Source organism: Sulfurimonas hydrogeniphila, from assembly GCF_009068765.1.
Lineage (GTDB): Bacteria > Campylobacterota > Campylobacteria > Campylobacterales > Sulfurimonadaceae > Sulfurimonas > Sulfurimonas hydrogeniphila.
Genome location: NZ_CP035534.1, coordinates 1,125,354 through 1,149,717, shown reverse-complemented (window position 1 = coordinate 1,149,717; position 24,364 = coordinate 1,125,354). Strand labels below are relative to the sequence as shown.

The window sequence follows — 24,364 nt, the reverse complement described above, 5'->3', positions numbered from 1 at the left end:
CTTATTTTTTCAGAGATAGACCTATAATTGTATCGAGCTCATCCTCATAAATAATCTCTTTTTCAAGAAGAAGAGATGCGAGCTTTTCGATAACATTCCAGTGTTCATCAATAAAGTTTTTAATATTTTCCTCACCCTCATTCATCCATCTTTCAAGTGCTTTGTCGATTTTTGTATGGTAGTGCTCTGTATCTTTACTGACACCGCTTCCTTTTTGTGCATCCATAATTCCGTTGATATTAATGTAGCCGACCTCTTTGTCCATTCCATAATGTGCTATTGCTTTATAGGCATCATGTGTAGCCTGTTGCAAATCATTTAACGCACCGGAATTCATTCCGTCACTGCTGCCAAAACGCTTAATCTGTGAAGTCCTGCCTGCCAGGGAGACCAATATTCTGTTTTTAAAATCTTTTACGGTCATATTGTCCTGAATTTCATTATAATCATGAGAAATAAAATGCTCATTGTTGTCCCGAGGCGTCAAGCTTATATGTTCTATATGGATATGAGGCATCAGTATCCTGGATGCAACAGCGCGTCCTGCTTCATAAATAGCTGTCTCTTCAAATATCTGTTCCGCAGAGAGATAGGTCTGTTTTTCGCCATACTTAATAGCATTGATTTGTTCAACCAAAATTTCCTGTGTTATAGCAGGCAAGCCATGTCTTAAGCAGTAAAATGAGGCTTCTTTGCTTAACAATTCAAGTTGTGAACCGGTGAATCCTGCAGTGTGCATAAGCAGTCTGCTCATATCAAAAGAACCGCTTGAAGGTTTGTTTTGTATGATTTTATTTAAAAAATACTCTCTGGCATCTTTGTCAAGATTGTTTACTTCAATGTGAATTTCAATACGACCGGGTCTGATGATTGCACTGTCAATGTTTTCTTTATAGTTGGTTGCCGCTATAACAAAAATATTTTCACCTTTTGTATCAGAAAAACCATCTATTTCGGAGAGAAGCTTGTTTATTGGAACCTCTTTTCCATTTTCTCCGCCGCGTTTGCCAATGGTATCTATTTCATCTATAAAGACAATAGCAGGTGCATACTCTTTTGCTTTGCTGAAAACCTGTTTTGTTTTTACAGGGTCAAGAAGTTCAAGCCCGGTTATAGCAATAAAAGGCAACTCGGCTTCTTTGGCAAAAGCTTTTGCCAGCATTGTCTTCCCTGTTCCCGGCGGTCCGTAAAGAAGCATACCTTTTGGCGGTGCAACATCAAAACTCTCTAAAAGCCTGGGCTCTTTAAAAAAGTTAATGACCTCCTGCAGTCTCTGTTTTGCTTTATAATGTCCTGCTATATCATCAAAAGAGACATTCGGTATGTCAAAAACCAATCCGTCTTCACTGAAGTCTTTGATCTTTGTCACCTGTTTAAATCTAATATTAAAAATCTTATAGCTTATAACGCCCCGCTTGCTGGTAATACTGTCTTCTACATCAAGTGTAATGTTTTTTCTGAAAAGTTCTTTTACCAGTGTTTCATCTTTTATAAGAGGATTGACTGTTTCGTTGAGATAATTGAGGGAACTTTTTGAGAGGGAGACTTTAATTTTAACAAACTCACCGGTTTGTATGCCTGAGTCCATTATGTATGCGGTAATTCTGTCAAAAAAAGTGGTGCTGACTTTGTCTTTTATACGTCTTGCATCCAGTTCCGGAGCAAAGTTCAGTATTTGTATTTTTAAAAAATCATCGAAGTTCTCTTCAACTGAAAATTCAATGTTGTATTTTTCTTTGAATCCGTCTTTATATTGTAAAAATACTTTTTTTGCAATATTCGCATAGGCATCGTAGTTCAGTTTGTTAAAAAGACAGATATTCGCCTGCGAAAACCTGGAAACCAGTTCCGGCAAAATTGCTTCCTGCCAGCCACCGCTTCTGCTGTCCCTTTTTCTTTCACGTCTAATGGCTTCAAGAATCATAGATTCAGCCTGAATATAATCCTGTTTTACAAGGTCTTTAAAACGGTTGTCAAGATAAAGCTCTTTTCCGAGACTGGTAGTGATGATAAAAATTGCCTGTGTAAAATCAACCATATAGTTGGCGTTTTCTTCATTGTATATAATGTCTGGATCTTCACTGCAGGGAGCATCTGTAACCTTGTCCCATCCACAGCCGTCACGTAACTGGCCGCCTTCAAATATACCCAGAAGATTACTCTGAATTATGTTGTCACATTTTTCAAAAGCATCAAGCACTATAATCGCTTTGGGATTTCTGTGTACAAAGCCTGTCAGTTGACCGACACCGTAGCCTTTCCATCCGGCAGGATAGCCATAGAGTTCACCACCATTTTGTTGATGGTACTGTGTCATATCAAACTTCATGATTTTATATTTTGGCAGATGTTCACTCATAAGCTCAGCCAAAAAAGTTTTTCCGGTTGCAGGAGAACCCAAAAAGAGGTATGTAGCTTTCGGGGCTTTTTTATTTTCACTGATATCATTTTTCATACTGTTGACAACAGTATTTATAGCCTGTTCCTGTCCAAAAAGTTCTTTTGAAAGTTTTTCCTTTAAAGTTCTTGCAAGCTCTATATTGTTGACTGCTTGAGCAACTGGTTCTTTGTCTGCCTGCGCCAATTTTTTTGCATAGTTGTCTTCAATGATTTTTTCATGTTTTTCTACTGCTGCCTGTGCCAGTTCTGCTAAACTCGGTTTGTTCTTTTCTTCTTTGTCCATAGCTGCTTGGGCTAACTCTTTTAAATTTGGCATATTCTCATCTTTTTTTGATATAATATTTTTTAATTTGTGTATATTACTGAATTGTTGTTGAGCCTAAACATAAGATAAAAGGCAGTGGGTAAAAGAGAAAGGCAAATTAAAGCTATGGGCCAAAAGAGGCTCAAATAGCTTTAAATCACTGGGTCGTAGAGAGGTTTTTACTGTGCACCAAATTGGCGGGAGTCCATTTCAGCCATAAACGTTTCTAGAGAAAACGTAATATAGTTTGCAAGATCCTCAGGAGTTTTTTCAAGGTCATTGAGCGTTAAAGGTACAATCTGTATATGTGAATCAGTACCGTTTACAGCATACGTAAATTGAATATACGGGCCCTTTGCTTCATCATGTCCTTTGACGTTTTCTGTAACCAAAACACCAGGAATAAAATAGTCGACAGTCACATCAGGATTAACCTGAACCTTATCAACAAGTTCCACCACTTTTTTTAATTTTTCTACCTGTTCTTCTACCATAATAACACTCCTCGTAATTTGTATCAGCTCTGTAGCCGATTTTTATATTATAACAGATAGCATGGTAGTAAAATAAAACAAACTGAAAATATAAGAATTAGATTAATTATTTTATTTAAGACTGCAAAAAGATTATCATTATCATTTGGGATAAAATTTAGCTATACTTTTATGATTAAAAATTAGGAGAGTATATGCTTTATGATACCGTAGACAGAGCTAAGGTAGAAGAGATGGTACATCGGTTTTATGCTGATGTACTCAAAGATGATATTTTAAGCCCTTATTTTACAAAAGCGCTGGGAAGTGATTTGAAGAGTGGAAAATGGCATGAACATTTAAATACATTAATTGGGTTTTGGCTACTGATGATGAATGCAGAAATTGGTTACAAGGGTGATCCCTTCCCTCCGCATGCATTTTTGGGGCAGATGTACAGAGAAACATTTGAACGCTGGCTGATGCTTTTTAAAAATGTTGTTGATACTATGTTTACTCCTGAAATTGCTCAAAGGTTTTACAAAAAAGCAGATATTTTAGCTGAACAGTTTATTGACAATTTGGATATAGATGAAGAAGAGGAAGAGTAGATGAGTGAACAAGCAAAAATATTAGAAGAAATGCAGCAACTGGTTATGCAAATTCTTAAAACAGGTACAGCCACTGTAGAAGAGGGCGACAGACTTGACGAACTTGAAGAACAAATGCTCAAACAAAAATGCTACAGGCCGACTGACACTCAAAACAGTGCAAATCAGGGTGAAGAGATTGCAGAACTGTTTTTTAGCAATGATATGACAGGTGCAATAAACAAAATGATAGAGTATGACATTACGCCAGAAGATTTTTTCGGATTTGCTGCCTATCATTATGAGGATGAGCCTCGCGTAGGAATGTTTACAAAATCATTTATTGATAATGTAAACACAACTTATAAATCTAAATCTTAAACAACGAAGTTAAAATAGATAAACTCTATTTTAACTTTGAAGCAATGTCTTTGACAGCATCACTTGCATGATTGAATGCAAGTGCAATACTTCCCTGATCCGTAACAACATCACCAATAGTATAAAGACCTTTTACATTTGTCTCAAAAGTTTTTTCATCATACACCGGAACATCCCATTCCCCTGTTTTAACACCTGAATTTACAAGGATGTCTTTTGGAGTAGTACCGCCAAGTGCATAGACTGCTCTGTCATATTCACCGGTAGTTCCATCTGTAAAGTTTACTTTGATTGCTCTTTCTATACCTGGTTCAACACTTGCAACATCTACACCGAGTTTATTGATAAGTTTGCCATTGTTAAGGTACTTCATACACATTTCTGTATTGGTCGGATTCATTCTTTTTATTTCAGCCTGTCTGTAATTGAGTGTTACAACACAGTCTTCCATACCTTCCATTTCAATTAAACCATAGGCATACTCACCGGCGGTATCTCCACCACCGACTATCATTACATGTTCACCGTTTTGAACTTTGGAAAGGTTGAAGTTAAGTACACTTTTGAGTTCTTTGGGAAATTTGTATTTTGGTTTGTTAGGTTTACCCATGCGACCAACAGAAAGAATAACATTTTTTGCTTTCATATTTTCAAGAGCTTCGGCTATGCCGTCTGTAGCATAAACAATTGAAAAAAGTCCATCTTCCTCTTTTTCAATTCTAATTATTTCATGGTTGTATTCAAATTTGTCCAATACGCCGGCTTCACTTAATTTATCATTCATTTGTTGAATATAATCTTCTTTTGAACACTCTTCAAAAGTAACATTGCCAGTAAATTCAAACTTGATTCCCATCCAGTCTTTATCTACTCTTTTGCCTTTTTTGTAAAACTTATGAATCATATCATTATGATGCGGTGCCTTGTCTATAACCATAACATTTTCGATACCGGCCAGTTTTGCTTCTATAGCAGCTGCCATTCCTCCAGGACCTGCACCTATTATTGCCAGGTCTACTGTCTTTGGATTATTTTGCGCCATTTATTTCCCCTTTTTGTCGTAAAATTCAGGCCGTAGTATAGTAAATTTCAGGAAAATGTTCTTGTTAATATCTGTTTATGTTATTTTTTTAATATGTTTTTAAAATTTCTTTGTTTATATACCGGTTTGATCTGCTCTTGAGGGGTGTTCAGAAACAATTTTGCGTACATCCTCATGCTCGTCACTGCTTAACCTTTCAAGTATATCAAGCGGCGCAATCGGATTTTTCGCAACCGCTGCCCGAACATTTTCATCTTCGTCTTTGCTTAGTTTATTTAAGATTTCAGCTGTTGTGCTTGGGTTCACTGCGATAGAAATTTTGACAAATACATCCTCATCATTACTGAGCGTATCCAAAATATCAACAGGGGTGTTTGCATTGCCGGCTACCCAGGACACAACTTCTCTGTCTTTGCTTAGGGCTATGAGCGTTTCGACTTTTGTATTTGGGTGTTCTGCAACAAATTCACGAACAAACGGACTTTCGTCTTTGCTTAGTTTGTCTAATGTTTCAGGTGAAGTATTGATATGTGCAGCAACTCTTGCGCGTACAAACTGGTTTTCATCTTCACTTAATTTATCCAGTGCTTCTGTGGATGTCTCCGGGTTGTTTGCCAGTGCTCTGCGAACACTCTCGTCACTGCTTTGTATCGATTCTAATTCTTCTTGTGTTATCATTTTTGCTGTTACCTTCATAATAATATGGTTTTTGATTTCGTGAATTGTAGCTATATGTCTCTTAAATGCTTAGTCAAAAGAAAACGGAAACTTTTTTTCTAAGTTATTCATCAAGTCTGTCTCTCTTTGTGATGTGACATTCTTTTTCAAATACTCCCAGAATTCTTTTGCTGCACTGACAACCCGGAGCCATTCTTCATCCTGCAGTATCTCCTGAGGATTTTCATCCGGTTCCATATAAAAGGCTGCAAGTCGATGAAACTTTTTTGCATGATCAGCCTCTTGTTTGGAAACATTTGCATGCAGGACAGCTTTTTCGTAAGCATCGTCGAGTGCTAATATGTCAAAATAGGCACTTATGCATTCATCAAAGGAAGAAGACCATACTTCATCATCGGGCCATTTGGCTGTTTGGGGGTAGACCCATGCCATTTCCTGGAGTTTGAGATTTGAAAATTCAAAGATTGTAGTTATCCAGTAGAGCCGCCATCTTTGTTTCAGTTCGACATCACTGATATCATCCTGCAGATTTGCCATGAGCATAGTACTCTCCTTTGGTATGTTTTATAAGTTGAATCTTACCCTTTCTTGTCTTAAGCCTAAAGAGGTTAAAATTCAGTAAATACACAAGGATGAAAAATGAGCATGACAGGAATGATATTTCAGTTTAACAGTAATGACGGCAAGGGATTGCTTATGTTGTCTGACGGTGAGACAAAAGAGTTTGACACTACCCAATGGGTAGAGAAAAGTAACATACCCTCTGTAGGATTGAAAATCTCATATGATGAAAGTGGTGGTAAAATCAGGGTGAAGCCATACAATGAAGAAAAAAAAGAATCTTCCGCCTATTCAAATGCTGATGAGTGTATTCTTCACTTTAAAGAAGAGGGATTTAAAGTTGTCAAGGACACTGCAGGTGAAATGACGCGAACAATTACACTGAGAAAGTATGAAATGGGTGACTTTGCAGAAGTTATAATCAAGTCTGTGAACGATAAAGTTTCCGTAACCCATATGATAAACGGGAAAAAAACCAACTGATTTTTTTTATTTTTTATTAAGTATCCAATGGTATTATAATCACAAAAAGGAGACAATAATGAGCGAAACAACAACGGAAAAAGTGGACTTTGACAACATGAGTGTCATCCAAAAGATTAATGCTGTAGATAAAATTATAGATGAAAAAATCAGAGAATTCTTACATGCAGATGGCGGGGATCTGGATTTTATAGATCTTAAAGAGACAAACGGTCTGACTGATATTTATATCTCATATGTCGGGGCCTGCGGATCTTGTGCAAGTTCAGGAGGAACACTGACTTCCATTCAGAGAATTTTAAACGGTCAACTCGAAACCGACAATATCAGAGTATATGCAGTTTAGCATACAAAAGGAAAAAAATTGATTGTACAAGAAGAACTTTCGATGGTAGCAGTACCGAGCATGAATGACACACACCTGGAGGAAAGTCTTCTTATAAACAAACTTGAGACAGCTGCAGGCAGCAACGATATAGAATCAACGCTTGCAACGCTCAAGGAGCTTCTTGCACATACTTCCATACATTTTTCAGAAGAAGAAAGTATGATGCAGGAAACAAAATTTCCATCATATAACTCACATAAAGCAGAACATGACAGACATTTAAGCGAGCTTGCGCATATCATTAAGTATTTTGAAGAAAAAAAAGATACGAATGCGATTATGGCTTACATAAAGGGGAATTTAAAAGCATGGATGCTTGATCATGTTAAAACAATGGATACGCTGATGGCGGAGCATTTTCAATCAGCTAATTCTTAATACTTTAAAACAGCGGCATCAACCGGCTGTTTTTAATCTTCGTAGGTTGGAGAAGTGTAGTCAAATCCAAATTTCATCTTTTGGCTTATATCTTCATCTATCTGATCTATAATTTCTTCGGTTACCTTTTCAATATTTTCGATAAACCTGTTTTTTTCTCTTGCATTCTTAAATGAATGAATGGTATAAGATTTTTCCTGTGTAAATGTCTCTAAAAACTTTTCTAAAACATCATCCCAGACTAAAATAACTTCTTTGCTTAACTGGTTTTCTTTTCCATCTTCTGGAAGCGTAAAATTAAAAACTATATTTTCTTCATATGTAATGACTTCATATTTTTTATTTGCTGTCAATTTGTATCCTTTTTAAAATTGACAGTGTACCTTTGTACTTTTTGATTGCACTTAAAATTAAAAAGACTTATAATTTTTTAGCTAACGGGAATATAAGTCTGATACATTTCCCACCATCGGGCCAAGTCTCTTGCTTCTTGAGAGAAAGGATTGTTTACTATTCTTTCAAAAGTGGCAGTATCGAGACTTTTAAGCTCCTTTACAAGTTTACTGACACACTCTAAAATGACATCCGGCACTTCTTTATCTTGAGAAATTAATACATAAGCATAAAGCTCACAGGTATAATGTTTGTAGGTCTTGTGCCCAAAGACTAAGCTCAACCTGAGAGAGCTGTTGGCTGATACGGCCGACTTCTTCTCCTTCTTTGAAGGCAATAATGGTTGGAAGCGCACCGACTCCATACTCTTTTGCTGCTTTTTGATGTTTGTCGGCATTTATTTTTAAAAACCTTACTGTCGATCCAAAACCAAGTGCCGCATCTTCATAGTCTTCATACATTGCCATACACGGACCACAGGCAGTAGAATAAAAATCAACCAATACCGCAATACTGTTTTCTTTGATGTGCAGCATGCAGTTTTCATCATCTACTTCAACAACAAAAGGATTGTCGAGTTCTGAGTGGCATTGTTTACAGATAACGGTTTCTTCTTTGGATTCACCTTTGCTACTGTTAAGAGTGTTGCACTCTGAACATACTATTTTAATAATTTCCACAATTTGCCTTCTTTTATCATATCTTTTTGTTTTGATTATATTAAAACTTAAATAAGAAACACTTAAGTTTTAAACGAAGGAAATAATCTTAAAATATGGATTTTTTATGGCAGTTTCAAGTGTGCTGATTTCATCAAGTACAACCAATACTTCATGATTTTCGGTTTTTATTTTGATACATTCCTGATGATTTTCGTTACGGGCTGTATCAAGTGCTTTTCCTTCAAAAACAGAACCTGATTTCATGGTTAATTTAACAGAGTAGTGGTACATACATGCTATTTCAATATAGTCGTATTGTTGACAGCTAATCATTTTTGTAACAACAACTCTTCAACATTTTGTCTTGAATCAACAATAGCCATAATATAAACAGTGTCATTTTCAATTTTATACATAATCCTCCAATGCTGCACAATCAGCTCTCTATAAACAGGTATAATGTTGGTTTTTGTAACGGTCGAAGATAGCCGATAAATTTCTGCCAGGTAATTTATTGGCTATTCTTTTTTGTTAGTATTGAACTTCTTATCAGTTTTTGTAGTAGTAACTCTTCTACATTTTGCCGTGAATCAAAAATAGCCATTATATAAATAGTATCACTATCAACTTTATACATAATCCGCCAAGGGGAAGCAATAAGTTCGCGATACATTGTAATGCCTTCTTTTTGAAGTTCAGGTACAACTCTGCCTCTTAATGGAAAAAAGTTACTAGAGTTAGCTTTAGTTTTTATTTTTTGATAAATTTCCTTCATATATTCAACAATATTTAAGAGGTCTTCTTTCGCATTTGAAGTCCATTGAACTTTATATGTTTTATTCATCTATTAAGAAGTTCCTCAACAGATTTAAACACATCTTCTTCTGAGTGAAGATTTCCCTCTTTTATATCTTCCTCAGCAAATGAAAGAAGTTTAAGTATTGAGATGGCATTTCGCATATCTTCATAACTTTTTGGATCGCAAATTACAGCTTTCGCTTCGCCATTTTGAGTAATAATCATTGGTCGGTGTGTTTCGTTAATATGTTTGAGAACGTCAGCCGCTCTACTTTTTAAATATGTAATAGGTTTTATATCTTCAACAATTTGCATAAAATCTCCTTCAGTCTTTTTATTGTACCAAATTAAGACTTAATATGCAAGTGCTATACTAACGGTTCACGGTAATTCAAGTTTAATACTCACCCAAGTCTACTACTAAGACTGAAAAGCTTATGAGGACTCCATCCAAAAACCTTTCTGGCTTTTTTAATATTGGAGATTTTGTTAATATTCATGATATTTATGGCAAGACTTCTTAACATTGTAGAGATTAAAGGTGCTTGACCTGTGCGAACTCTTGAGCTATCCTCATCGAAACTGACATCTTTTACATAGTGTAAAGAGTTCTCAATTTTCCAATGGCTCCTGATAATATGTGCAAAAGTTTTTGCATCTACATCAAGACTTGAAATATAGTAATGATACTCTGTCGTATGTTTTCCATACGATAGTGTTGTTGCTGTAATCTTTACAACCCTTTTTACAGATAACCAACTCTTTTTGATTTGATAGAGGTCATCATAGACTTCACAAACCCTCTCTTCATATCTCCCATGAGTGTTATGCTCATAATGGGCATAAGTATCTATTGGCTTAGCATCTTCAAGAGAGGTATTGAATATTACCCATTTTAAAAGCTCTTTCTGATTCGATTTTACCTATGCAATATAATCATGTCCACACTTTACTATTTTATTCAATGTTTTTTTTGAGTATGCATAGCATCCATGGTAATCACACAATTTGTGAGGTTTAAAGCATCTAATAGTTCAACAAGTGCGGGAATCTCGTTTGTTTTCTCTTGTACCTGGGCTTGTGCCAATGTAAGTTTAGATTCTGTTAGAAAGAGCGAAACTATATGTCTGGCTTTCTCACTCATCTCTTTATTTGCAGAACCTCTCATGGTTTTCCCATCTGTTGCAACTATTGTCAATGTTTGTGAATCTTTTGGAGTATTTGAAAGTTGATGAATCCATTTTTGTTGCATCTTCTCTACTGCTTGTGTATCAATTCCCAAAAATGTATTTCTTATTGTTGTATATGCCGGAGCTTTAAAAGCACGACCCAAAAATTTAGAGAGTTCTCTTTTTCTCTCTTTCATCCATGTTGCAATATCTTCATAGCTCCCGGCACCTGAAAGGAGAGCCAAAAGTGATAAAAATAATATCTCTCCTGGATGTGTGTATCGCACTTTATTTTTTCTATAATCTGGTAGTTGTCTAAACTCTTCCAATAATACTTGCATCTGCTCCTCCTAATTTTTATAGGAGTAAGCAAATTTTGTTCTAGTTTATTTAACTGGTTATTAAACTTGAATTACCGTGCTAACGGTTGAAGATAGCCAATGAGTTTCCGTTAGGTAATTTATTGGCTACTCTGTTTTGTTAACTTACTTGTAAGTGCCTAGTTTCTTCTTTAAGCCTTTCAGCAATCCAAACTTTAATGATAGACTGTCTAGTTACACCTATCTTTTTTGCTTCTTTGTCTAAAGAGTCTATAACCCATTGTGGGAAATCTACATTAACTTTTTTTGTATCTGTTTTAAGAGCATTAGGTCTGGTAGCTTGTGAAAAATCAAGATATTCACTTATGTCTTCACCATTATCAAACTTCTCATCAAACTCTTTAGCAGTTATTGTTTTCATAATTCTTCTCCTCATTTTTCCTACATCTTCGAACACTAATAATTCTATTTGTGTCTTCTCTTATAGTAAATATTACAACAAAACATTTTGTGAGTATTTTTGAGATGAGTGCATAGCGAATTTCATTATCAACAATGTTAGCAGGAACAACAAGTGCATCCTCATCTTGCCAAAGCTTTTGAGCTTCTACAAAATCTATGCCATGTTTCTCTTTATTGATTTGACTTTTCGTATCATCATACTCAAATTTCACATAAATCCTTTTTTTGTATTTTAAGTATAAAAAGTATACTTTAATTATACCATGTTTGTCAAGTCTTGAAAGTTTTTGTGGAGAGTTAACGGCGAAGCTGAGTGGCACGTTTAGGACTCAGCTTTGTTTTGTTAGCATTTAAGCACAGTTAGTCTTGTAGTCTAAAAAAAGACTTTCTACTGGTATGTGCAACTGCTTATGTAAATTTCTTATCATCTCAATAGTGAGTTTTCTTTTTTTATTTAAAATTTCAGATACTCTAGATTTACTTCCAACAATAGAAACTAAGTCTTTTTGTTTTAAGCCTTCTTGCTCCATTCTAAACTTAATAGCTTCTATTGGGTCAGGTGCTTCGATTTTATAGTGTTTTTCTTCATAAGCCTCTACTAAAGTTGTTAAGACTTCTAGTTCATCCATCTCTGGTGTATTTGGTTTGGCACTCATTAAATTTTCAATTCTTTGCAGTGCTTCATTATAGTTTTGCTCATTTTTGATTGGTTTAATATTCATTTTATAAATCCTCCATATTAACTTTATCGTATTGTTTATGTGTTCCAATAAATTTTACAAAAACAATTTTTGCATAATAGTTTATTGAAACTATCAATCTATACTTATTTCCAGCAATATTGAAAACAACTTTTTCATTTCCAATAATACTAGCACTTCGATACATCTCTTTTACTTCATTTGGATTATTCCAATCAAGTTTTAGAACTTCTTTATGCCAAGCTTCTAAAGGATTTTTAGAATCTGTGTATTTTGGCTGCTCGTAAAAATCTTTTAGTTTTTTCTTTGAAATTATTCTCATAGACGAATTATAACATAGTTCCCATTTATAGAACTTAAATTATGTAAGATGAAATTTTTGAGGATGCTAACGGTCGAAGATAGCCGATAAATTTCCGCTAGGTATTTATTGGCTACTCTGTTTTGTTATACTTTGTTGATGATTTTCAAGAAGTCTTTTTCCATGAACTACTGCCACAAACAAAATACTATCTCCATTCAATTTATAGATAAGTCTATAACTATAAACAAAAATTTCTCGAATTTTTGTGTCATTAAATTCAGGAACTTTTCGCCCTAGTTCTGAAAATCCTTGTAATATCTCTGCTTTTTCAAAAAACTTTGAAACTACAGATTTAGCATAGGTTGGGGAATCTTTTTCTATGTAAGTTGCAATTGACTCAATATCCTCAAGAGCTTCTTCTGACCACTCTAGTGTGAAAGCCATTTATCCATTCTTTGTTTTGCATCTTGATGCGATGAAACTTCACCATTCTCAGCACGACTAATGCCATTTTTAATTTTTTCTACAACATAAAGGTGATACTGAATATCTTCATAAGTACAGTTGTCAGGAAGATTTTGAATCATCTCTTGTGCTTCTTGTTTTACGGCTACCATGTACTCTCCTTTTTTGTTTGTATTATAACATATCTTCTTTTTTAGTATAACGACTCTCTTGAGAAATACGAATCCCCGCTAGGGTTCGTATTTCTCTCCTAGTACTTGTTATATGTTTATGTCAGTTCTACTACTTCTATGTTTTTTGAATACTTTAAAGCTTCATCAATAAAGATTTTCATTGCTTTTCCAACAGTCTTTTGGTCAACTTGATTGTCCAATAAATAAAATCCATAATTTTCTACAGAATAGTTATATATTTCTGTCATTTGACTACTAATTGGTGATGGTAGTTTGTTCAAAACTTCACGCGACTTATATGCTTTTGGCATATCAAAAATTATCTTATATTCTTTTTTCATTTTCCCTCTTTGCTGTGCATATAACGGTTAAAGATAGCCAATAAGTCGCCGCTAGGCTACTTATTGGCTACTCTGTTTTGTTATCAGTTTCTTCGGTCGGTATGTTCTTTTTTATACAATAATCTTCAATTTCAGTATCATTTTCAAAATAATCATCACAAAAATCATTTAATTCTTTTTCTATTGATTTGTAATATCTTTCTTCAACTGCAAGTGCTTTTTCTGTCAGTTCTATAAAATTTTCATATTTTTTATTAACTCGACAGAGCTTATCTATAGTTTTAAAGTCCAACTCTTTAAACTTTGATTGAAATAATATTTTACTTTCATAGGGATTAGATTTTAACTCAATAATACCTATACCAAAAGATTGATTCAATCGTTCTATTTCATCTTTTAGCCTGTCGCTTATTTCAAATGCAACTAAATATCCATAGTTCGCCCAACTTGAATTTGAAACTGCTTGAAAATAACATTTTTTCAGTTCATAATCTGTGTTGATTTCCCTTTTAATTTCATATGAAGTAATTTTGAATGTGTCTGCTTTATTTAATATCTTCATAAAAGCTTTATTGACTTTAGAAGTTAAATTTAAAAATTCAATACCTATCATATCGGGATGTATCCATTTCTGATGATCATCTTTACTATTTTTAGATTCTTCGTGAAGAATTGTCTTAGAATATATATTTTTATTTTTTAAATAACTACTCAGTAATTTATGCAAATCTCGTTCTTGATAAACTTTTTTAGCCTTATGCTCTTCTTTAAAAGTATCTTCTGTTGGATTATCAACCAAGTTTTGTTCATTTTTTGATAAATAATAAAAATATGTACCATTTCTTGCTTTGGTTCGTCTCACTCTTGAATCATTTTTTCTAATGAAATTACCCAGTAAAGCTGATATTGTAGCCTCTGGTGTTTTTGCAGTTTTAAAGTCATAATATTTTTTAGATAAAATATTTTTATAAACATCTTTATTGTTGGATGGTTGTTGCAAATCTTCTAAACTTTTTAAAATTGCTTCTTTAATGGTCATTTTTTTCCTTCAATAATATGGGCTGATAACGACTGACTTGAGAAATAAGTTACCCCTCAGTCAAATTTTTTTAGTCTTTAATGTATTTTATCTAATTTTAGTTTTTTATTTCTAAAAAAGTCGCTGGGTAACTTATTTCTCTCCAAAGTTTTGTTAGATATATCTTGATTTAATTTTGTCCATAAATGTTTCAATCTCTTCTTGATATGCTAAATATGGTTTCCTTATATCATTTGGAGAAAGTGTTACTAAATTAATTACAAAGTTTAATAAATTTTCTATTAACAGAGTTATTTTTTCTATATCAAGTTTACCATGGAGACCTTTATTAAATTGATCAATTATTTTATCTAGTTGTTTTCCTATTTCATTAATTAAATTATTATCTAGGTTATTACTAGTTACTGTATCACTTATATAAGCCCACAACCTATTTTTATATTCTGATTTTCCAACTTTTCTATTATGATGAAGTCCTTGTCTTGGTGGGAAAAGATAATAAGAAAGTTGTTCTAAAAATCTTCTTCCAGAAATAGAACATTGTGCTATGTCTTCTTCAGTTTCTATTCTATCAAATGTTTTAGCCATAGAGGCAAATGAATTAAAAAGTTTTGGATGAAGTTCTTCTAAAGAAATTATAATATTATCCAAAATATCATCATCTATGTTTGGTAGTTTTAAAAATATATTTTTAAAGTCTTGAATCCTTAAAAGATGAGAATAATTAGCATAAAATTTATCAAAAATAGTATTAATCGCACCAGTATCTTCAAAAATAACATTAAACCCATTTTTACTGAAAATTTCTTTTTCCGATTGAAATGCTTCTTCTCCTCCAATTTCTTCAAACTCTCCCATAGAATAAAATATGGAACATTGCTTATTAAATATTCTATATTTTGTTACTAATGAATATTCAAAAAATCTTGCATGCAATTTATTATTAAAATCAATATCCATCGCACCTAAATATGGTTCATAACAAATTAACTTTTCATGTAATGCTAATGCTGTATTTTTTAGGATGTTTTTTATATATATACAATGTATAGTTGCATTCTTGGAAACAATTTGTAATTTTGGTTGAATCAACTTATTAAACTTGTGTGGAGTATATACTTTTTCATTCAATTTATAAAAAGCTTCATAAGTATTGTTTTGGCTTTGTGCAATAGCAGAAAATGTTAATATATCCCCTTCAGATATTTTTATATTTCTATTTGTATTTTGAAAAACATTAGTTTTGATAATAGTTTTTAATATAGGCAATCCGTAAAAACCATTAAACATTGGATGATCTGAATTAAAAAGAAATGCTATGTTCATAAATGTTCCTAATTTTATCTAACGGTTGAGTACAAAAATATGTTACCTCTTTTTGAACTCTTTAAAGTTCTACAATGATATCTAAATCTCTATAGTTTTTAAAGTTAAAAATCGGCTGTGGTAACATATTTTTGTTGCTACGATTTGTTATGTGGCTTTGTTCTTTATGGTCAAGATAACTTAAATATAAATTTATCATATATATAAACACTTAGTTGCTGATTTTTTTCAATTTCATTTTTCCAATTCTCTTCAAGTAAATCGAGAAAAATACTATCACTCATAAGCTTTTCTATCAATTTTTCTGTAACTTCTTTATCTGCTTCTGCAGTGGATACACTATTGTATTCTATTAATAAATTTTTTATATTCTCAATTGAAATATTATTCTTCATTGTTCTACCTTTATATTTGTTGATTAGCTTTGTCTAATCTTTTTTTCTTGGTGTTTAACTCTAAGCAAGGTGCTTCTGTTGACACATAACGGGGGCGCGGGTGAATGACGGCGACATCTGAAAATTTATTTTCTGATGTTGTTGCTCATTCCTCCCGCTTGTTATCTGGCGCTGTGCGACAGATGACTAGCGGGTGTTCAACCCGCGCCCCCGTTATCCGGTCACGCAGTGAGCGGATAACGGTCAAAGATAGCCGATAAATTTCCGCTAGGTAATTTATTGGTTACTCTGTTTTGTTAGACATTTTATGTATTTATTATTTTACATTCTTTAAAACTTCAATCATTATTTTTATGTTGTTCTCATTGGCAATCATTAGTGCTGTTTTACCATAATTATTTTTTATATTAATATCTACTCCACTTTGTATAAGAAGTTCAGCTATTTTTGGATAATTATAAAAATGTTCTTTGATTCTTTTGACTTGTTCCTGTGCCTTCACATAAGTATCCGGGAATCGTTTTACATACTCTTTTCTTTTTATATATATTTGGATACTTGTTAAGTTCTTTTCTACAATGCCTTTTGCCATCAAGTGAAGTATTGTATTACCATTTTTATTTTGAAAATTTAAATTATATTGATTGTTAATCAAAAATTTCACTACTTCAATATTTAAATTTTTTATAGCAAATTGTAGTGATTGAAAGCCTATATCTTTTTTTATAATTGCACCGTTTTCAATGAGCTTTTTTGCAGAGTTCATTTTTTGCAATACTAGAGAGTATTGAATAGGTGTTTCATGTCTACTAAAAGTTATTGGAATATTCACATCTGCACCATTGTCTATTAAAAGTTGAATCATTCTAGTATCATCGTTTACTATTGCATAAAATAATGAGATTTCAGAATATTGACAAGATGGTTTTGTGATATTCTTAACATATGGTAAAAAAAGTTTTACCGCATCAGTATCACCTGAAGAGATAGCATGACCAAAAGCATACTCTTGTAGAACGGCTTTCTTTTTATATGTTATTTTTTTTATGCATGGGCTAACACCATTTTTCAAAAGTTGATTAAGTTTTTTATAGTCTTTTGAATCTATCGCTTTAAAAATTTCAGGTTCATTGTTCTCCAAGTTTGGATTATTTCCTGCATATCCGTTTGAAAACATAAAAAATATGTATAGAGATATTTTTATAAATAAAGTAAATTTATTTTTCAATTTTAATCCTCGTATAATAAATTTATCAAATCATTACATCCAAAGGAGTAGTGATTTGATATTTATTTTTTAGTTTTTGATAAAGTTGTTATGTTTGTCAAATACTAAAACAACTTACAGTTAAAGAGTTGAATGACAGTCATTTTTCCTTATGAGGTGTAATGCCAACTATCTAAGAAAGCATACTGCGTTTAACCTGAGTAACTTACCCATAGGATGCCAGGATGAGTTCTATCTCAATCCTCTATCGTTACGAGGCTGTAAGAAAAAAGTTAAACATACGAAAGGATGTACAGATGCACTATTATGTAGGTATAGATATAGCAAAAGGTTTTCATGTTGCCTGTGTGGTTAATCAAGATGATAAAGTGATAAAGAAGTCACTTAAGTTCAGCAATGATGAGAATGGCTTTAATGAGCTACTTTTACTTTTAAACTCCATTGATGAAGTATCAACCTTTACCATTGGTATGGAAACCACTGGAATTTTCTTTGAAAATCTCTATCTTTATCTGAGTGAAAAAGGATTTAATGTACTATTACTCAATCCTTATCAAACAAATAGATTTAGAGAGATGGACAGCATGAAGAAAGTAAAAAATGACAACATTGATGCTTTAATGATAGCAGCTCTTATTAAATCAGGCAGATACTCTAAAGCCTATGTAAGTGAAGATACTTATCAGAGTATCAAATCACTCTATAGACATAAGAATAATCTACTTGAAGAGATGAAAAAGCATAAAAGACAAATCTCTACACTCTTAGCTGTGGTATTCCCAGAGATGGAACAAGTGATAAGAGATCCCTTTAATGTGACAGGCTTGGCACTTTTAGAGAAGTATCCAACTGCAAAGCATTATCATCATGCGAGTGTAGAGAGAATACTAAAAACCTTTCGGGGTATCAAAGGCAATAACTTCAATGAAGAAAAAGCTACAAAGCTTTTAGAGTTAGCCAAACACTCTGTTTATCAAGGCAATGGTGTAGATGAGAGAGCTTATGTTATTAAATCTCATATCCGAGTGATTAAGCTTCTACAAGAGGAGCTTAAAGAGCTTGAGAATGAGATGTTAAAGCTTTTTAATCAAACACCGCAACTTGAGAGTAATGAAGAGCAAGAGATTATGAATATTATTGATAATCTTAGAACCATACCAGGTGTGAGTGATAAAACCATCTTTGCTCTTATTAGTGAGTGTGGAGACTTAGCGCGATTCAAAAATAATTCTCACTTCATTGGTTATTTAGGTCTTTATCCTACACTAGAGCAATCAGGTAATAAACTCACCTACGGTGCAATCGCAAAAAGAGGTGCAAAGCTTGCTAAAAAAGCTCTCTATCAAGCCGCTATTGCTGCCATTAGGCATAATGAGCAACTCAACAAGCTTTTTCTTGACAAGGTCTCTCAAGGTAGAGCCAAAAAGGAAGCTGTTGTGATTGTTGCAAGGAAGCTTGCACATATCATTTTAGCTATATATAAAAACAATGTTGCCTATAACCCACAAAGGGTATTTCAAGCATCACTATCCTAAAGTTTAATTCAACTATTTAACAATAAGTTGTTATAGAACTTGATAAACACTATATAGGAAATTATATAAATTGTCCTATACCCTCAAGGGGCACCTAGTACCTTATCATTGTCAACCAAACAGTTTTTAGGTGTTTGATCATTGAAACACTTGAGTCAAATTCTAGATAATGACTTTAATAAAGTGCTTCAAAAATCAAACAATCCCAAGAGTTTTATACTCTTGAAAATGTTCTTTGAGGTTTTATTGTTACTGGGCTATTGTTTTTTTTATTTTTTTACTCCGTTTAAGTTATTCTTTATAGGATTGCTTTTGTATGTCTAACGACCGTCTTGAGAAATAAGTCGCCGTTAGGCTACTTATTTCTCTCCAAGTACTTGTTATATGTTTAGTATATTACTTTGATTTTAAGTACATCTTTTGATACAAAATCTAAGAATAAACTTTGATTTTTATTTAATCCATATTTTTTGATAATATCTGACAGCTTGATACTTTTCTCATCTTTATCTTTTAAGTCAGAACAAATCCAAATATACTCACACGCCTTTGTTGACCTTATTCCAGCTTTGTATATGTCATCTTCAAACATCAATAATACATTTAAACGTTTATTATATTCGTGAGGAAAAGTTTTATTTTTTTCTTTACTAAGATGAAATTCAATTCTTTCATCACCGTTAGCATATAGAGTACTTAGACCTCTAACTTTAGCTTCATACATAATTCAATTCCTTTATCATATAACGGTTGACTTGAAAAATAAGTTACCTATCTGTTAAGTCATTTTGTCCTTGAGGGTATCTTATCTTATTTCAGTTTAAACTTCTTAAGCGCTGCTGGGTAACTTATTTTTCTTCCGAGGTTTTGTTAGTGTAGTAGACCAAGCTCATATATTCCAGGGAAAATGCTAAACACAATAGCACTCAAGATGCTAAAAATAAATAATTTTTTTAGTCGATTACTAAAATCTATTTTAAGATATTGTATAACATTTTTATTTAACAGTATTAGTATCATTATAATTGGGAAAATAAAGCCTACGGCTTGTTTTGGCTCAAGTGGAAAACTCAGTTTTAGAGTCTCTCTCATTATTACATGTAAGAAGAAAAATATAGCTAACCACCAACTCCATGTTTTTCCAAACCAAATGCCAATACCTATAATAAATAACATGCTGTCAAATATGCTTCTATAGACTATCCAATATATAATTTCTGAGTTTAATATATCAAGTTTTAGAAATGAGTATATTTCAAATGCAAGACTTGTTATTCCTGAAAAAATAAAAAATAAAGAAAGTATAGATATTAAAATCGTTTTTTTTCGCATATTTGTTTTTCCTTGATTTAAGCACTAACGGGGGCGCGGGTAACTAGCGGGTGTTCAACCCGCGCCCCCGTTGCCTCGGTAAGCGAAGCGTCCGAGGCAACGGTCGAAGATAGCCAATAAATTTCCGCTAGGTAATTTATTGGATACTCTGTTTTGTTAGCTATAGCACTAATATATGGCTGTTTTTAGTTCTTAATGATTTACGACCATTAGAGGATGGAATACTTAGAAAACCAAACTGATATCCTATCTCTCCATCATATCTATCAGCCAAAGGTAAAGAACCGACTTTTTTGATAACTAAACGATTGATTTTAATATATTTCCCATTTTCAAAATCGATTGTTGAATCATTGCTGACAGTTACTAAAAGTATATTACAAAATATAGCTACTCCAGCTGAAGCACTCCATGTTTGAATAATATGAACTCCACTAAATGAACAACCTACATATTGATACGAAAGTGTCTCATCTCCCTCTTTTGCTGTAACAATAGGATACTTTTTACTTATTGTTTTTGATGATATATCAGAAAAATATTTATTACTTTTATTTGATTCTGAAATATTTATTGATACAACTTGATCACCTGTATCACTTACCCAACCTATAAGGTCTTCAAGAATTTTTGGATTAATATATTCTTCATTAGTAAAGGAATACTTATAGTCATTAAAGTTTCTAATTAAAGTGGATTTAGGAGTTAATGACATGAAATTAAATCCAATTATTCCATGAACTTCATCTCTGAAGAATGCAGCAGTACTCAGCAAGAGAACAACGACTGGTTCTGGACTTGGTTCTAAGTATAACCAAATAATACAAGCTAAAAAAGCAATAATACTAATTATTTTATACAATATTTTCCTTGGTAGCTAACGGTCGAGTATAAAAATATGTTACCTGTTTTTGTACTCTTTTAAGTTCTACAATGATATCTAAATTTTAAGACTTTGCAAAGTCAGAAATCGGCTCTGGTAACATATTTTTCTTGCTACGATTTGTTATATCTTATAGTCTAGTTTTTGTTTAAAACTTCTTTCATTGCCCATAAACCAATATATATTTCTCGTGCAGCCGCACTATCAATGCTGTAGAGTTCTGAAAGTTTTTTAGATGGAATTTTTCCATTATTTTCTTCTTCTAACTTTCTTAATTTTTCATATTCCTGAGCCATTTGTAATGCAACTTCGTGATATTTTGTTTTATTAGTTTTCATTTTTTCTCCAATCTTTTCTGCGGATATAACGGTTGAGTACAAAAATATGTTACCCGTCTTTGTACTCTTTTAAGTTTTACAATGGTAGCTAAACTTTTGTAGTTCTCAAAGTTTTTTTCGGCTAGGGTAACATATTTTTGTTGCTACGTTTTGTTATATGGACTCTTTAATTAACTGAATTGTTGAATGGTTTTTAGGAAAAACAAAACCTTTTGTTGTGGTAATTGGCATATTGCCTGGCATTCCTAAAAAATCTCTTTTTGGAATATTATAGCATTCACTATAAGTTTTTTCGAGGTTAATTATTACTTCTTTATCTTTTAAATCGTTTATATTTCTACATTTATCAGCAATTATATTTGAAATATTATACACATATTTAAAAATATCAATTCCTAAAGTATATTCTTCCCCGTCAATAAGAATATTATTTATTTTTAAATATTCTTCAATATTATCAATAATGTCATTATCTATATATTCTGTAATTAACTTTATTTGTTGTTCTCTATATTTTTGATTAGTATGATTTATAAAGTTATTTAAACTTTTAATAAAATCTTTTAATGGTATTATGAGATGTCTATTATACTCAAAAATTCCCCATCCTTCTATTTCGACAAACATGCTATAATCTTCTATGTCATCTACATGATGAAAGTAGTTTCTTATAATTCTTAATATGACAAACTCTGGAATATTTTTAATATTACATTGATATTTATCTTTTAATTTGTCTCCTACAGAATGCAAGTTTTCAAGATATGTTAATAATGTATTTAAAGTTTTTTGTTCTGTGTATTCTATATTTAATAAAAGTTTTTCACTTTCAAAATATCTATCTATAAATTTTGTATTTTTCATGAATACATACCTTTTAATATTCGTACAATATTATTTTTCATATAACGCATATAACGGGGGCGCGGGTGAGTAGCGAGCACATTGGAAAATTTTAATTTTCTGATGTGGTTGTCTGCTCCTCTCGCTTGTTGCCTGGCGCACAGCGCCGGGTAACTAGCGGGTGTTCAACCCGCGCCCCCGTTGCCTCGGTAAGCGAAGCGTCCGAGGCAACGGCTGACTTGAGAAATACGAATCCCCGCTAGGGTTCGTATTTCTCTCCAAGGTTTTGTTATACATTTTGTTTGAGTAATTTCTCAGCGAATACAATAAGAGACTTTAAATCTTTAGTTGAAATAGTCACATGAGTACCTGCATGTGCAATAATATTACGTTTTGAAAGCAATTCTTCCAAATATTTTTGTTCTTCTCTGTTTAAAATTCCCAACATAACAGAATCCCTAATTAAAGCTCTATCGGTTGTCTGTATATTATTTTTTTCATCTTCTTGGAGATTAATTCTTAGTATTGTTACTATTGCATTCCAAGCAAGCATTAAACCAACATCTGTAAATTCCGAGTTATTTTCAATAGTTATAAATTTTTTAACTCTTTCAATACTGTTCTGTGCTTCTTCATATGTAAAACTATTCTTTGCATTAATACTACTTATGTTCTTTTTGGGATTGGTATAAATAAATTCAAATTCCCAATTTTCTATATTTCTAATCTTATCTACCATAGCTAAGAGTCTTTCATCATTTTTGATGGAGTTGGCTGTTTTAATCTCAATTATCAAATTAATGTCATTTGACATTGCAATAATATCAGGTCTAAAATTAAGGTTTTTAAGTTCTTCTGGTAATTCTTCAATAGAAGGATTTAGAATGACTTTAAAACCTTTTTTAGAGTACTCTTCTACTATTTCTTTGGTTTTTTCAGATTCTCTTTTTTCATAATTATATTGTTTCATTAGTCTAATACCTCCATATTTGGTTCTTCTTCAACTTTAATATGCAAGAAGTTTTTTCCTTCAGAAAATGCAAGTAATAATTTAGCTGATGCACCCCTTATTCTGAAAGAGCCATTTAATAATCTTTTTCTTGATTTTGTGTCAACAACTTGGTCATCATCTACAAAAACAATTCCAATTAATGCATCTTGGATTGGTTTGATAATATTGTCAACATCTGGAGAGGTGTCTTCATAGTAATATGTGATAGTTACAGATACATTATCTAATATAGGTTCTACATCATCGGCTAAGGCATCTTGTGCTGCTGTAGAAACTTGCCCTTTCCAATTTTGAAGGTTTTGTCTATTCCGTGTTTGATGTGAGAGAGGCGGACCCTCTATTGTAAATTCAAATGGCAACATCCATCATTTCCTTTCATAAGTTTTTTTGTGTATAACGGCTGAATATAAAAATATGTTACCCGTTTGTGTAGTCTTTTAAGTTCTACAATGGTATCTAAATTTTTCAAGTTTTGATACTTTTTTTCGGCAGAGGTAACATATTTTTTTACTATGTCTTGTTATGTCGTCGTGTTCTTTATGTCCTTAAAGTTTCAACGGGAGTCCGTTGCGCTTGTAAGGTTTTTTCACTTACTGCGTTTAGTCAGTTTGTTGGCGTTTACTGAAAAGGCTTTTCTTTTTCTTCTCTGCGTTTAGCTTGTAAACTCTCTCTTTGAAGTTCATTTTTCTTTGAAACAAACATACTCTAAGCAAGGTGCTTACTATAGACACATAACGGGGGCGCGGGTGAGTAGCGAGCACATTGGAAAATTTTAATTTTCTGATGTGGTTGTCTGCTCCTCTCGCTTGTTGCCTGGCGCACAGCGCCGGGTAACTAGCGGGTGTTCAACCCGCGCCCCCGTTGCCTCGGTAAGCGAAGCGTCCGAGGCAACTATTTAATAAGAGACATTATATACACATAAACCTTAAAAAACAAAAATAGTGAGACATGATAATTGTCTTTCTAT

Annotated in this window: 36 protein-coding genes; 6 read left to right on the top strand and 30 right to left on the bottom strand. The window is 32.8% G+C overall.

Annotation, left to right across the window (positions count from 1 at the left end; all coding sequences use genetic code 11):
• Window position 1: 1 nt before the first annotated feature.
• On the bottom strand, window positions 2-2,716 hold the full coding sequence (locus ETP70_RS06075) for an AAA family ATPase (RefSeq protein ID WP_151900341.1): 2,715 nt from the start codon (window positions 2,714-2,716) through the stop codon (window positions 2-4).
• Between the two features lie 167 nt (window positions 2,717-2,883).
• Complete coding sequence (locus ETP70_RS06070; RefSeq protein WP_151900340.1) at window positions 2,884-3,198, bottom strand: hypothetical protein; 315 nt, start codon at window positions 3,196-3,198, stop codon at window positions 2,884-2,886.
• 194 nt (window positions 3,199-3,392) lie between these two features.
• On the opposite strand from ETP70_RS06070, the gene ETP70_RS06065 reads away from it, so the two are divergent.
• Together ETP70_RS06065 and ETP70_RS06060 are read left to right on the top strand one after the other, a co-directional pair.
• The gene (locus ETP70_RS06065) at window positions 3,393-3,788 is read left to right on the top strand and encodes a group III truncated hemoglobin (protein WP_151900339.1); all 396 of its coding nucleotides are present in this window, start codon (window positions 3,393-3,395) and stop codon (window positions 3,786-3,788) included.
• Entirely contained in the window at window positions 3,789-4,148 is a 360-nt protein-coding gene (locus ETP70_RS06060; protein WP_151900338.1) for a hypothetical protein, read from the top strand.
• Window positions 4,149-4,173: 25 nt separating this feature from the next.
• Here ETP70_RS06060 and ETP70_RS06055 read toward each other — a convergent pair whose 3' ends face one another.
• The 3 genes from ETP70_RS06055 to ETP70_RS06045 form a co-directional block, all read right to left on the bottom strand.
• On the bottom strand, window positions 4,174-5,190 hold the full coding sequence (locus ETP70_RS06055) for an NAD(P)-binding domain-containing protein (RefSeq protein WP_151900337.1): 1,017 nt from the start codon (window positions 5,188-5,190) through the stop codon (window positions 4,174-4,176).
• A 114-nt stretch (window positions 5,191-5,304) separates the two neighbouring features.
• Window positions 5,305-5,886, bottom strand: a complete 582-nt coding sequence (locus ETP70_RS06050; protein ID WP_151900336.1) for a hypothetical protein — start codon at window positions 5,884-5,886, stop codon at window positions 5,305-5,307.
• 51 nt (window positions 5,887-5,937) lie between these two features.
• Window positions 5,938-6,411 (bottom strand): hypothetical protein, encoded by a 474-nt coding sequence (locus ETP70_RS06045; protein ID WP_151900335.1) that lies wholly within the window; start codon window positions 6,409-6,411, stop codon window positions 5,938-5,940.
• Between the two features lie 96 nt (window positions 6,412-6,507).
• On the opposite strand from ETP70_RS06045, the gene ETP70_RS06040 reads away from it, so the two are divergent.
• Genes ETP70_RS06040 through ETP70_RS06030 form a run of 3 tightly spaced genes read left to right on the top strand, consistent with a single transcriptional unit; the run spans window position 6,508 to window position 7,678 of the window.
• Entirely contained in the window at window positions 6,508-6,912 is a 405-nt protein-coding gene (locus ETP70_RS06040; protein ID WP_151900334.1) for a hypothetical protein, read from the top strand.
• A 58-nt stretch (window positions 6,913-6,970) separates the two neighbouring features.
• On the top strand, window positions 6,971-7,258 hold the full coding sequence (locus ETP70_RS06035) for a NifU family protein (protein ID WP_151900333.1): 288 nt from the start codon (window positions 6,971-6,973) through the stop codon (window positions 7,256-7,258).
• 18 nt (window positions 7,259-7,276) lie between these two features.
• Window positions 7,277-7,678 carry a bacteriohemerythrin gene (locus tag ETP70_RS06030; protein ID WP_151900332.1) on the top strand — a complete coding sequence of 134 codons (402 nt, stop codon included), beginning with the start codon at window positions 7,277-7,279 and terminating at the stop codon, window positions 7,676-7,678.
• Between the two features lie 32 nt (window positions 7,679-7,710).
• On the opposite strand, the gene ETP70_RS06025 is transcribed toward ETP70_RS06030, so the two are convergent.
• The 18 genes from ETP70_RS06025 to ETP70_RS05935 form a co-directional block, all read right to left on the bottom strand.
• Window positions 7,711-8,031 (bottom strand): hypothetical protein, encoded by a 321-nt coding sequence (locus ETP70_RS06025; protein WP_151900331.1) that lies wholly within the window; start codon window positions 8,029-8,031, stop codon window positions 7,711-7,713.
• A 276-nt stretch (window positions 8,032-8,307) separates the two neighbouring features.
• The gene (locus ETP70_RS06020; RefSeq protein ID WP_151900330.1) at window positions 8,308-8,751 is read right to left on the bottom strand and encodes a thioredoxin family protein; all 444 of its coding nucleotides are present in this window, start codon (window positions 8,749-8,751) and stop codon (window positions 8,308-8,310) included.
• A 69-nt stretch (window positions 8,752-8,820) separates the two neighbouring features.
• Window positions 8,821-9,066 carry a Rho-binding antiterminator gene (locus tag ETP70_RS06015; RefSeq protein ID WP_151900329.1) on the bottom strand — a complete coding sequence of 82 codons (246 nt, stop codon included), beginning with the start codon at window positions 9,064-9,066 and terminating at the stop codon, window positions 8,821-8,823.
• A 178-nt stretch (window positions 9,067-9,244) separates the two neighbouring features.
• Window positions 9,245-9,577 (bottom strand): type II toxin-antitoxin system RelE/ParE family toxin, encoded by a 333-nt coding sequence (locus ETP70_RS06005; RefSeq protein WP_151900328.1) that lies wholly within the window; start codon window positions 9,575-9,577, stop codon window positions 9,245-9,247.
• Window positions 9,574-9,846: a type II toxin-antitoxin system Phd/YefM family antitoxin gene (locus tag ETP70_RS06000; RefSeq protein ID WP_151900327.1), complete on the bottom strand. Its 273-nt coding sequence runs from the start codon at window positions 9,844-9,846 to the stop codon at window positions 9,574-9,576. The genes ETP70_RS06005 and ETP70_RS06000 overlap by 4 nt, the downstream gene beginning before the upstream one ends.
• Window positions 9,847-9,935: 89 nt before the next feature.
• Window positions 9,936-10,418: an ISAs1 family transposase gene (locus tag ETP70_RS12815; protein ID WP_151901516.1), complete on the bottom strand. Its 483-nt coding sequence runs from the start codon at window positions 10,416-10,418 to the stop codon at window positions 9,936-9,938.
• 74 nt (window positions 10,419-10,492) lie between these two features.
• Window positions 10,493-11,041 (bottom strand): ISAs1 family transposase, encoded by a 549-nt coding sequence (locus ETP70_RS12665; protein WP_151899460.1) that lies wholly within the window; start codon window positions 11,039-11,041, stop codon window positions 10,493-10,495.
• Between the two features lie 139 nt (window positions 11,042-11,180).
• Window positions 11,181-11,441 (bottom strand): type II toxin-antitoxin system BrnA family antitoxin, encoded by a 261-nt coding sequence (gene brnA / locus ETP70_RS05985; protein WP_223176111.1) that lies wholly within the window; start codon window positions 11,439-11,441, stop codon window positions 11,181-11,183.
• Window positions 11,422-11,694, bottom strand: a complete 273-nt coding sequence (locus ETP70_RS05980; protein ID WP_151900326.1) for a BrnT family toxin — start codon at window positions 11,692-11,694, stop codon at window positions 11,422-11,424. The genes brnA and ETP70_RS05980 overlap by 20 nt, the downstream gene beginning before the upstream one ends.
• 138 nt (window positions 11,695-11,832) lie before the next feature.
• Complete coding sequence (locus tag ETP70_RS05975) at window positions 11,833-12,204, bottom strand: helix-turn-helix domain-containing protein (RefSeq protein ID WP_151900325.1); 372 nt, start codon at window positions 12,202-12,204, stop codon at window positions 11,833-11,835.
• 1 nt (window position 12,205) lies between these two features.
• Entirely contained in the window at window positions 12,206-12,505 is a 300-nt protein-coding gene (locus tag ETP70_RS05970; RefSeq protein ID WP_151900324.1) for a type II toxin-antitoxin system HigB family toxin, read from the bottom strand.
• 105 nt (window positions 12,506-12,610) lie between these two features.
• Window positions 12,611-12,931: a type II toxin-antitoxin system RelE/ParE family toxin gene (locus ETP70_RS05965; RefSeq protein ID WP_151900323.1), complete on the bottom strand. Its 321-nt coding sequence runs from the start codon at window positions 12,929-12,931 to the stop codon at window positions 12,611-12,613.
• Window positions 12,916-13,104, bottom strand: coding sequence for a hypothetical protein (locus tag ETP70_RS05960; protein ID WP_151900322.1), 189 nt, complete (start codon window positions 13,102-13,104; stop codon window positions 12,916-12,918). The genes ETP70_RS05965 and ETP70_RS05960 overlap by 16 nt, the downstream gene beginning before the upstream one ends.
• A 116-nt stretch (window positions 13,105-13,220) precedes the next feature.
• On the bottom strand, window positions 13,221-13,466 hold the full coding sequence (locus ETP70_RS05955) for a hypothetical protein (protein ID WP_151900321.1): 246 nt from the start codon (window positions 13,464-13,466) through the stop codon (window positions 13,221-13,223).
• A gap of 67 nt (window positions 13,467-13,533) precedes the next feature.
• Window positions 13,534-14,505: a hypothetical protein gene (locus tag ETP70_RS05950; protein ID WP_151900320.1), complete on the bottom strand. Its 972-nt coding sequence runs from the start codon at window positions 14,503-14,505 to the stop codon at window positions 13,534-13,536.
• 153 nt (window positions 14,506-14,658) lie between these two features.
• Window positions 14,659-15,831 carry a hypothetical protein gene (locus ETP70_RS05945; protein ID WP_151900319.1) on the bottom strand — a complete coding sequence of 391 codons (1,173 nt, stop codon included), beginning with the start codon at window positions 15,829-15,831 and terminating at the stop codon, window positions 14,659-14,661.
• Window positions 15,832-16,001: 170 nt separating this feature from the next.
• Complete coding sequence (locus ETP70_RS05940) at window positions 16,002-16,226, bottom strand: hypothetical protein (protein ID WP_151900318.1); 225 nt, start codon at window positions 16,224-16,226, stop codon at window positions 16,002-16,004.
• 316 nt (window positions 16,227-16,542) lie between these two features.
• A complete protein-coding gene (locus tag ETP70_RS05935; protein ID WP_151900317.1) occupies window positions 16,543-17,454 on the bottom strand; it encodes an ankyrin repeat domain-containing protein in 912 nt (303 codons plus the stop codon).
• Between the two features lie 296 nt (window positions 17,455-17,750).
• Between ETP70_RS05935 and ETP70_RS05930 the strand changes: the two genes are divergently transcribed.
• On the top strand, window positions 17,751-18,989 hold the full coding sequence (locus ETP70_RS05930) for an IS110 family RNA-guided transposase (protein WP_188109966.1): 1,239 nt from the start codon (window positions 17,751-17,753) through the stop codon (window positions 18,987-18,989).
• 388 nt (window positions 18,990-19,377) lie between these two features.
• Here the strand turns inward: ETP70_RS05930 and ETP70_RS05925 are convergent, their stop codons facing one another.
• The 7 genes from ETP70_RS05925 to ETP70_RS05895 form a co-directional block, all read right to left on the bottom strand.
• Window positions 19,378-19,713, bottom strand: coding sequence for a hypothetical protein (locus ETP70_RS05925; RefSeq protein ID WP_151900315.1), 336 nt, complete (start codon window positions 19,711-19,713; stop codon window positions 19,378-19,380).
• A 146-nt stretch (window positions 19,714-19,859) separates the two neighbouring features.
• The gene (locus tag ETP70_RS05920) at window positions 19,860-20,321 is read right to left on the bottom strand and encodes a hypothetical protein (RefSeq protein ID WP_151900314.1); all 462 of its coding nucleotides are present in this window, start codon (window positions 20,319-20,321) and stop codon (window positions 19,860-19,862) included.
• 160 nt (window positions 20,322-20,481) lie between these two features.
• On the bottom strand, window positions 20,482-21,183 hold the full coding sequence (locus ETP70_RS05915) for a hypothetical protein (RefSeq protein WP_223176110.1): 702 nt from the start codon (window positions 21,181-21,183) through the stop codon (window positions 20,482-20,484).
• A 158-nt stretch (window positions 21,184-21,341) separates the two neighbouring features.
• Window positions 21,342-21,542, bottom strand: coding sequence for a hypothetical protein (locus tag ETP70_RS05910; protein WP_151900312.1), 201 nt, complete (start codon window positions 21,540-21,542; stop codon window positions 21,342-21,344).
• Window positions 21,543-21,695: 153 nt separating this feature from the next.
• Window positions 21,696-22,406: a hypothetical protein gene (locus ETP70_RS05905; protein ID WP_151900311.1), complete on the bottom strand. Its 711-nt coding sequence runs from the start codon at window positions 22,404-22,406 to the stop codon at window positions 21,696-21,698.
• Between the two features lie 268 nt (window positions 22,407-22,674).
• Window positions 22,675-23,355, bottom strand: a complete 681-nt coding sequence (locus tag ETP70_RS05900; protein ID WP_151900310.1) for a hypothetical protein — start codon at window positions 23,353-23,355, stop codon at window positions 22,675-22,677.
• A complete protein-coding gene (locus ETP70_RS05895) occupies window positions 23,355-23,759 on the bottom strand; it encodes a RusA family crossover junction endodeoxyribonuclease (protein WP_151900309.1) in 405 nt (134 codons plus the stop codon). The genes ETP70_RS05900 and ETP70_RS05895 overlap by 1 nt, the downstream gene beginning before the upstream one ends.
• Window positions 23,760-24,364 lie beyond the last annotated feature (605 nt).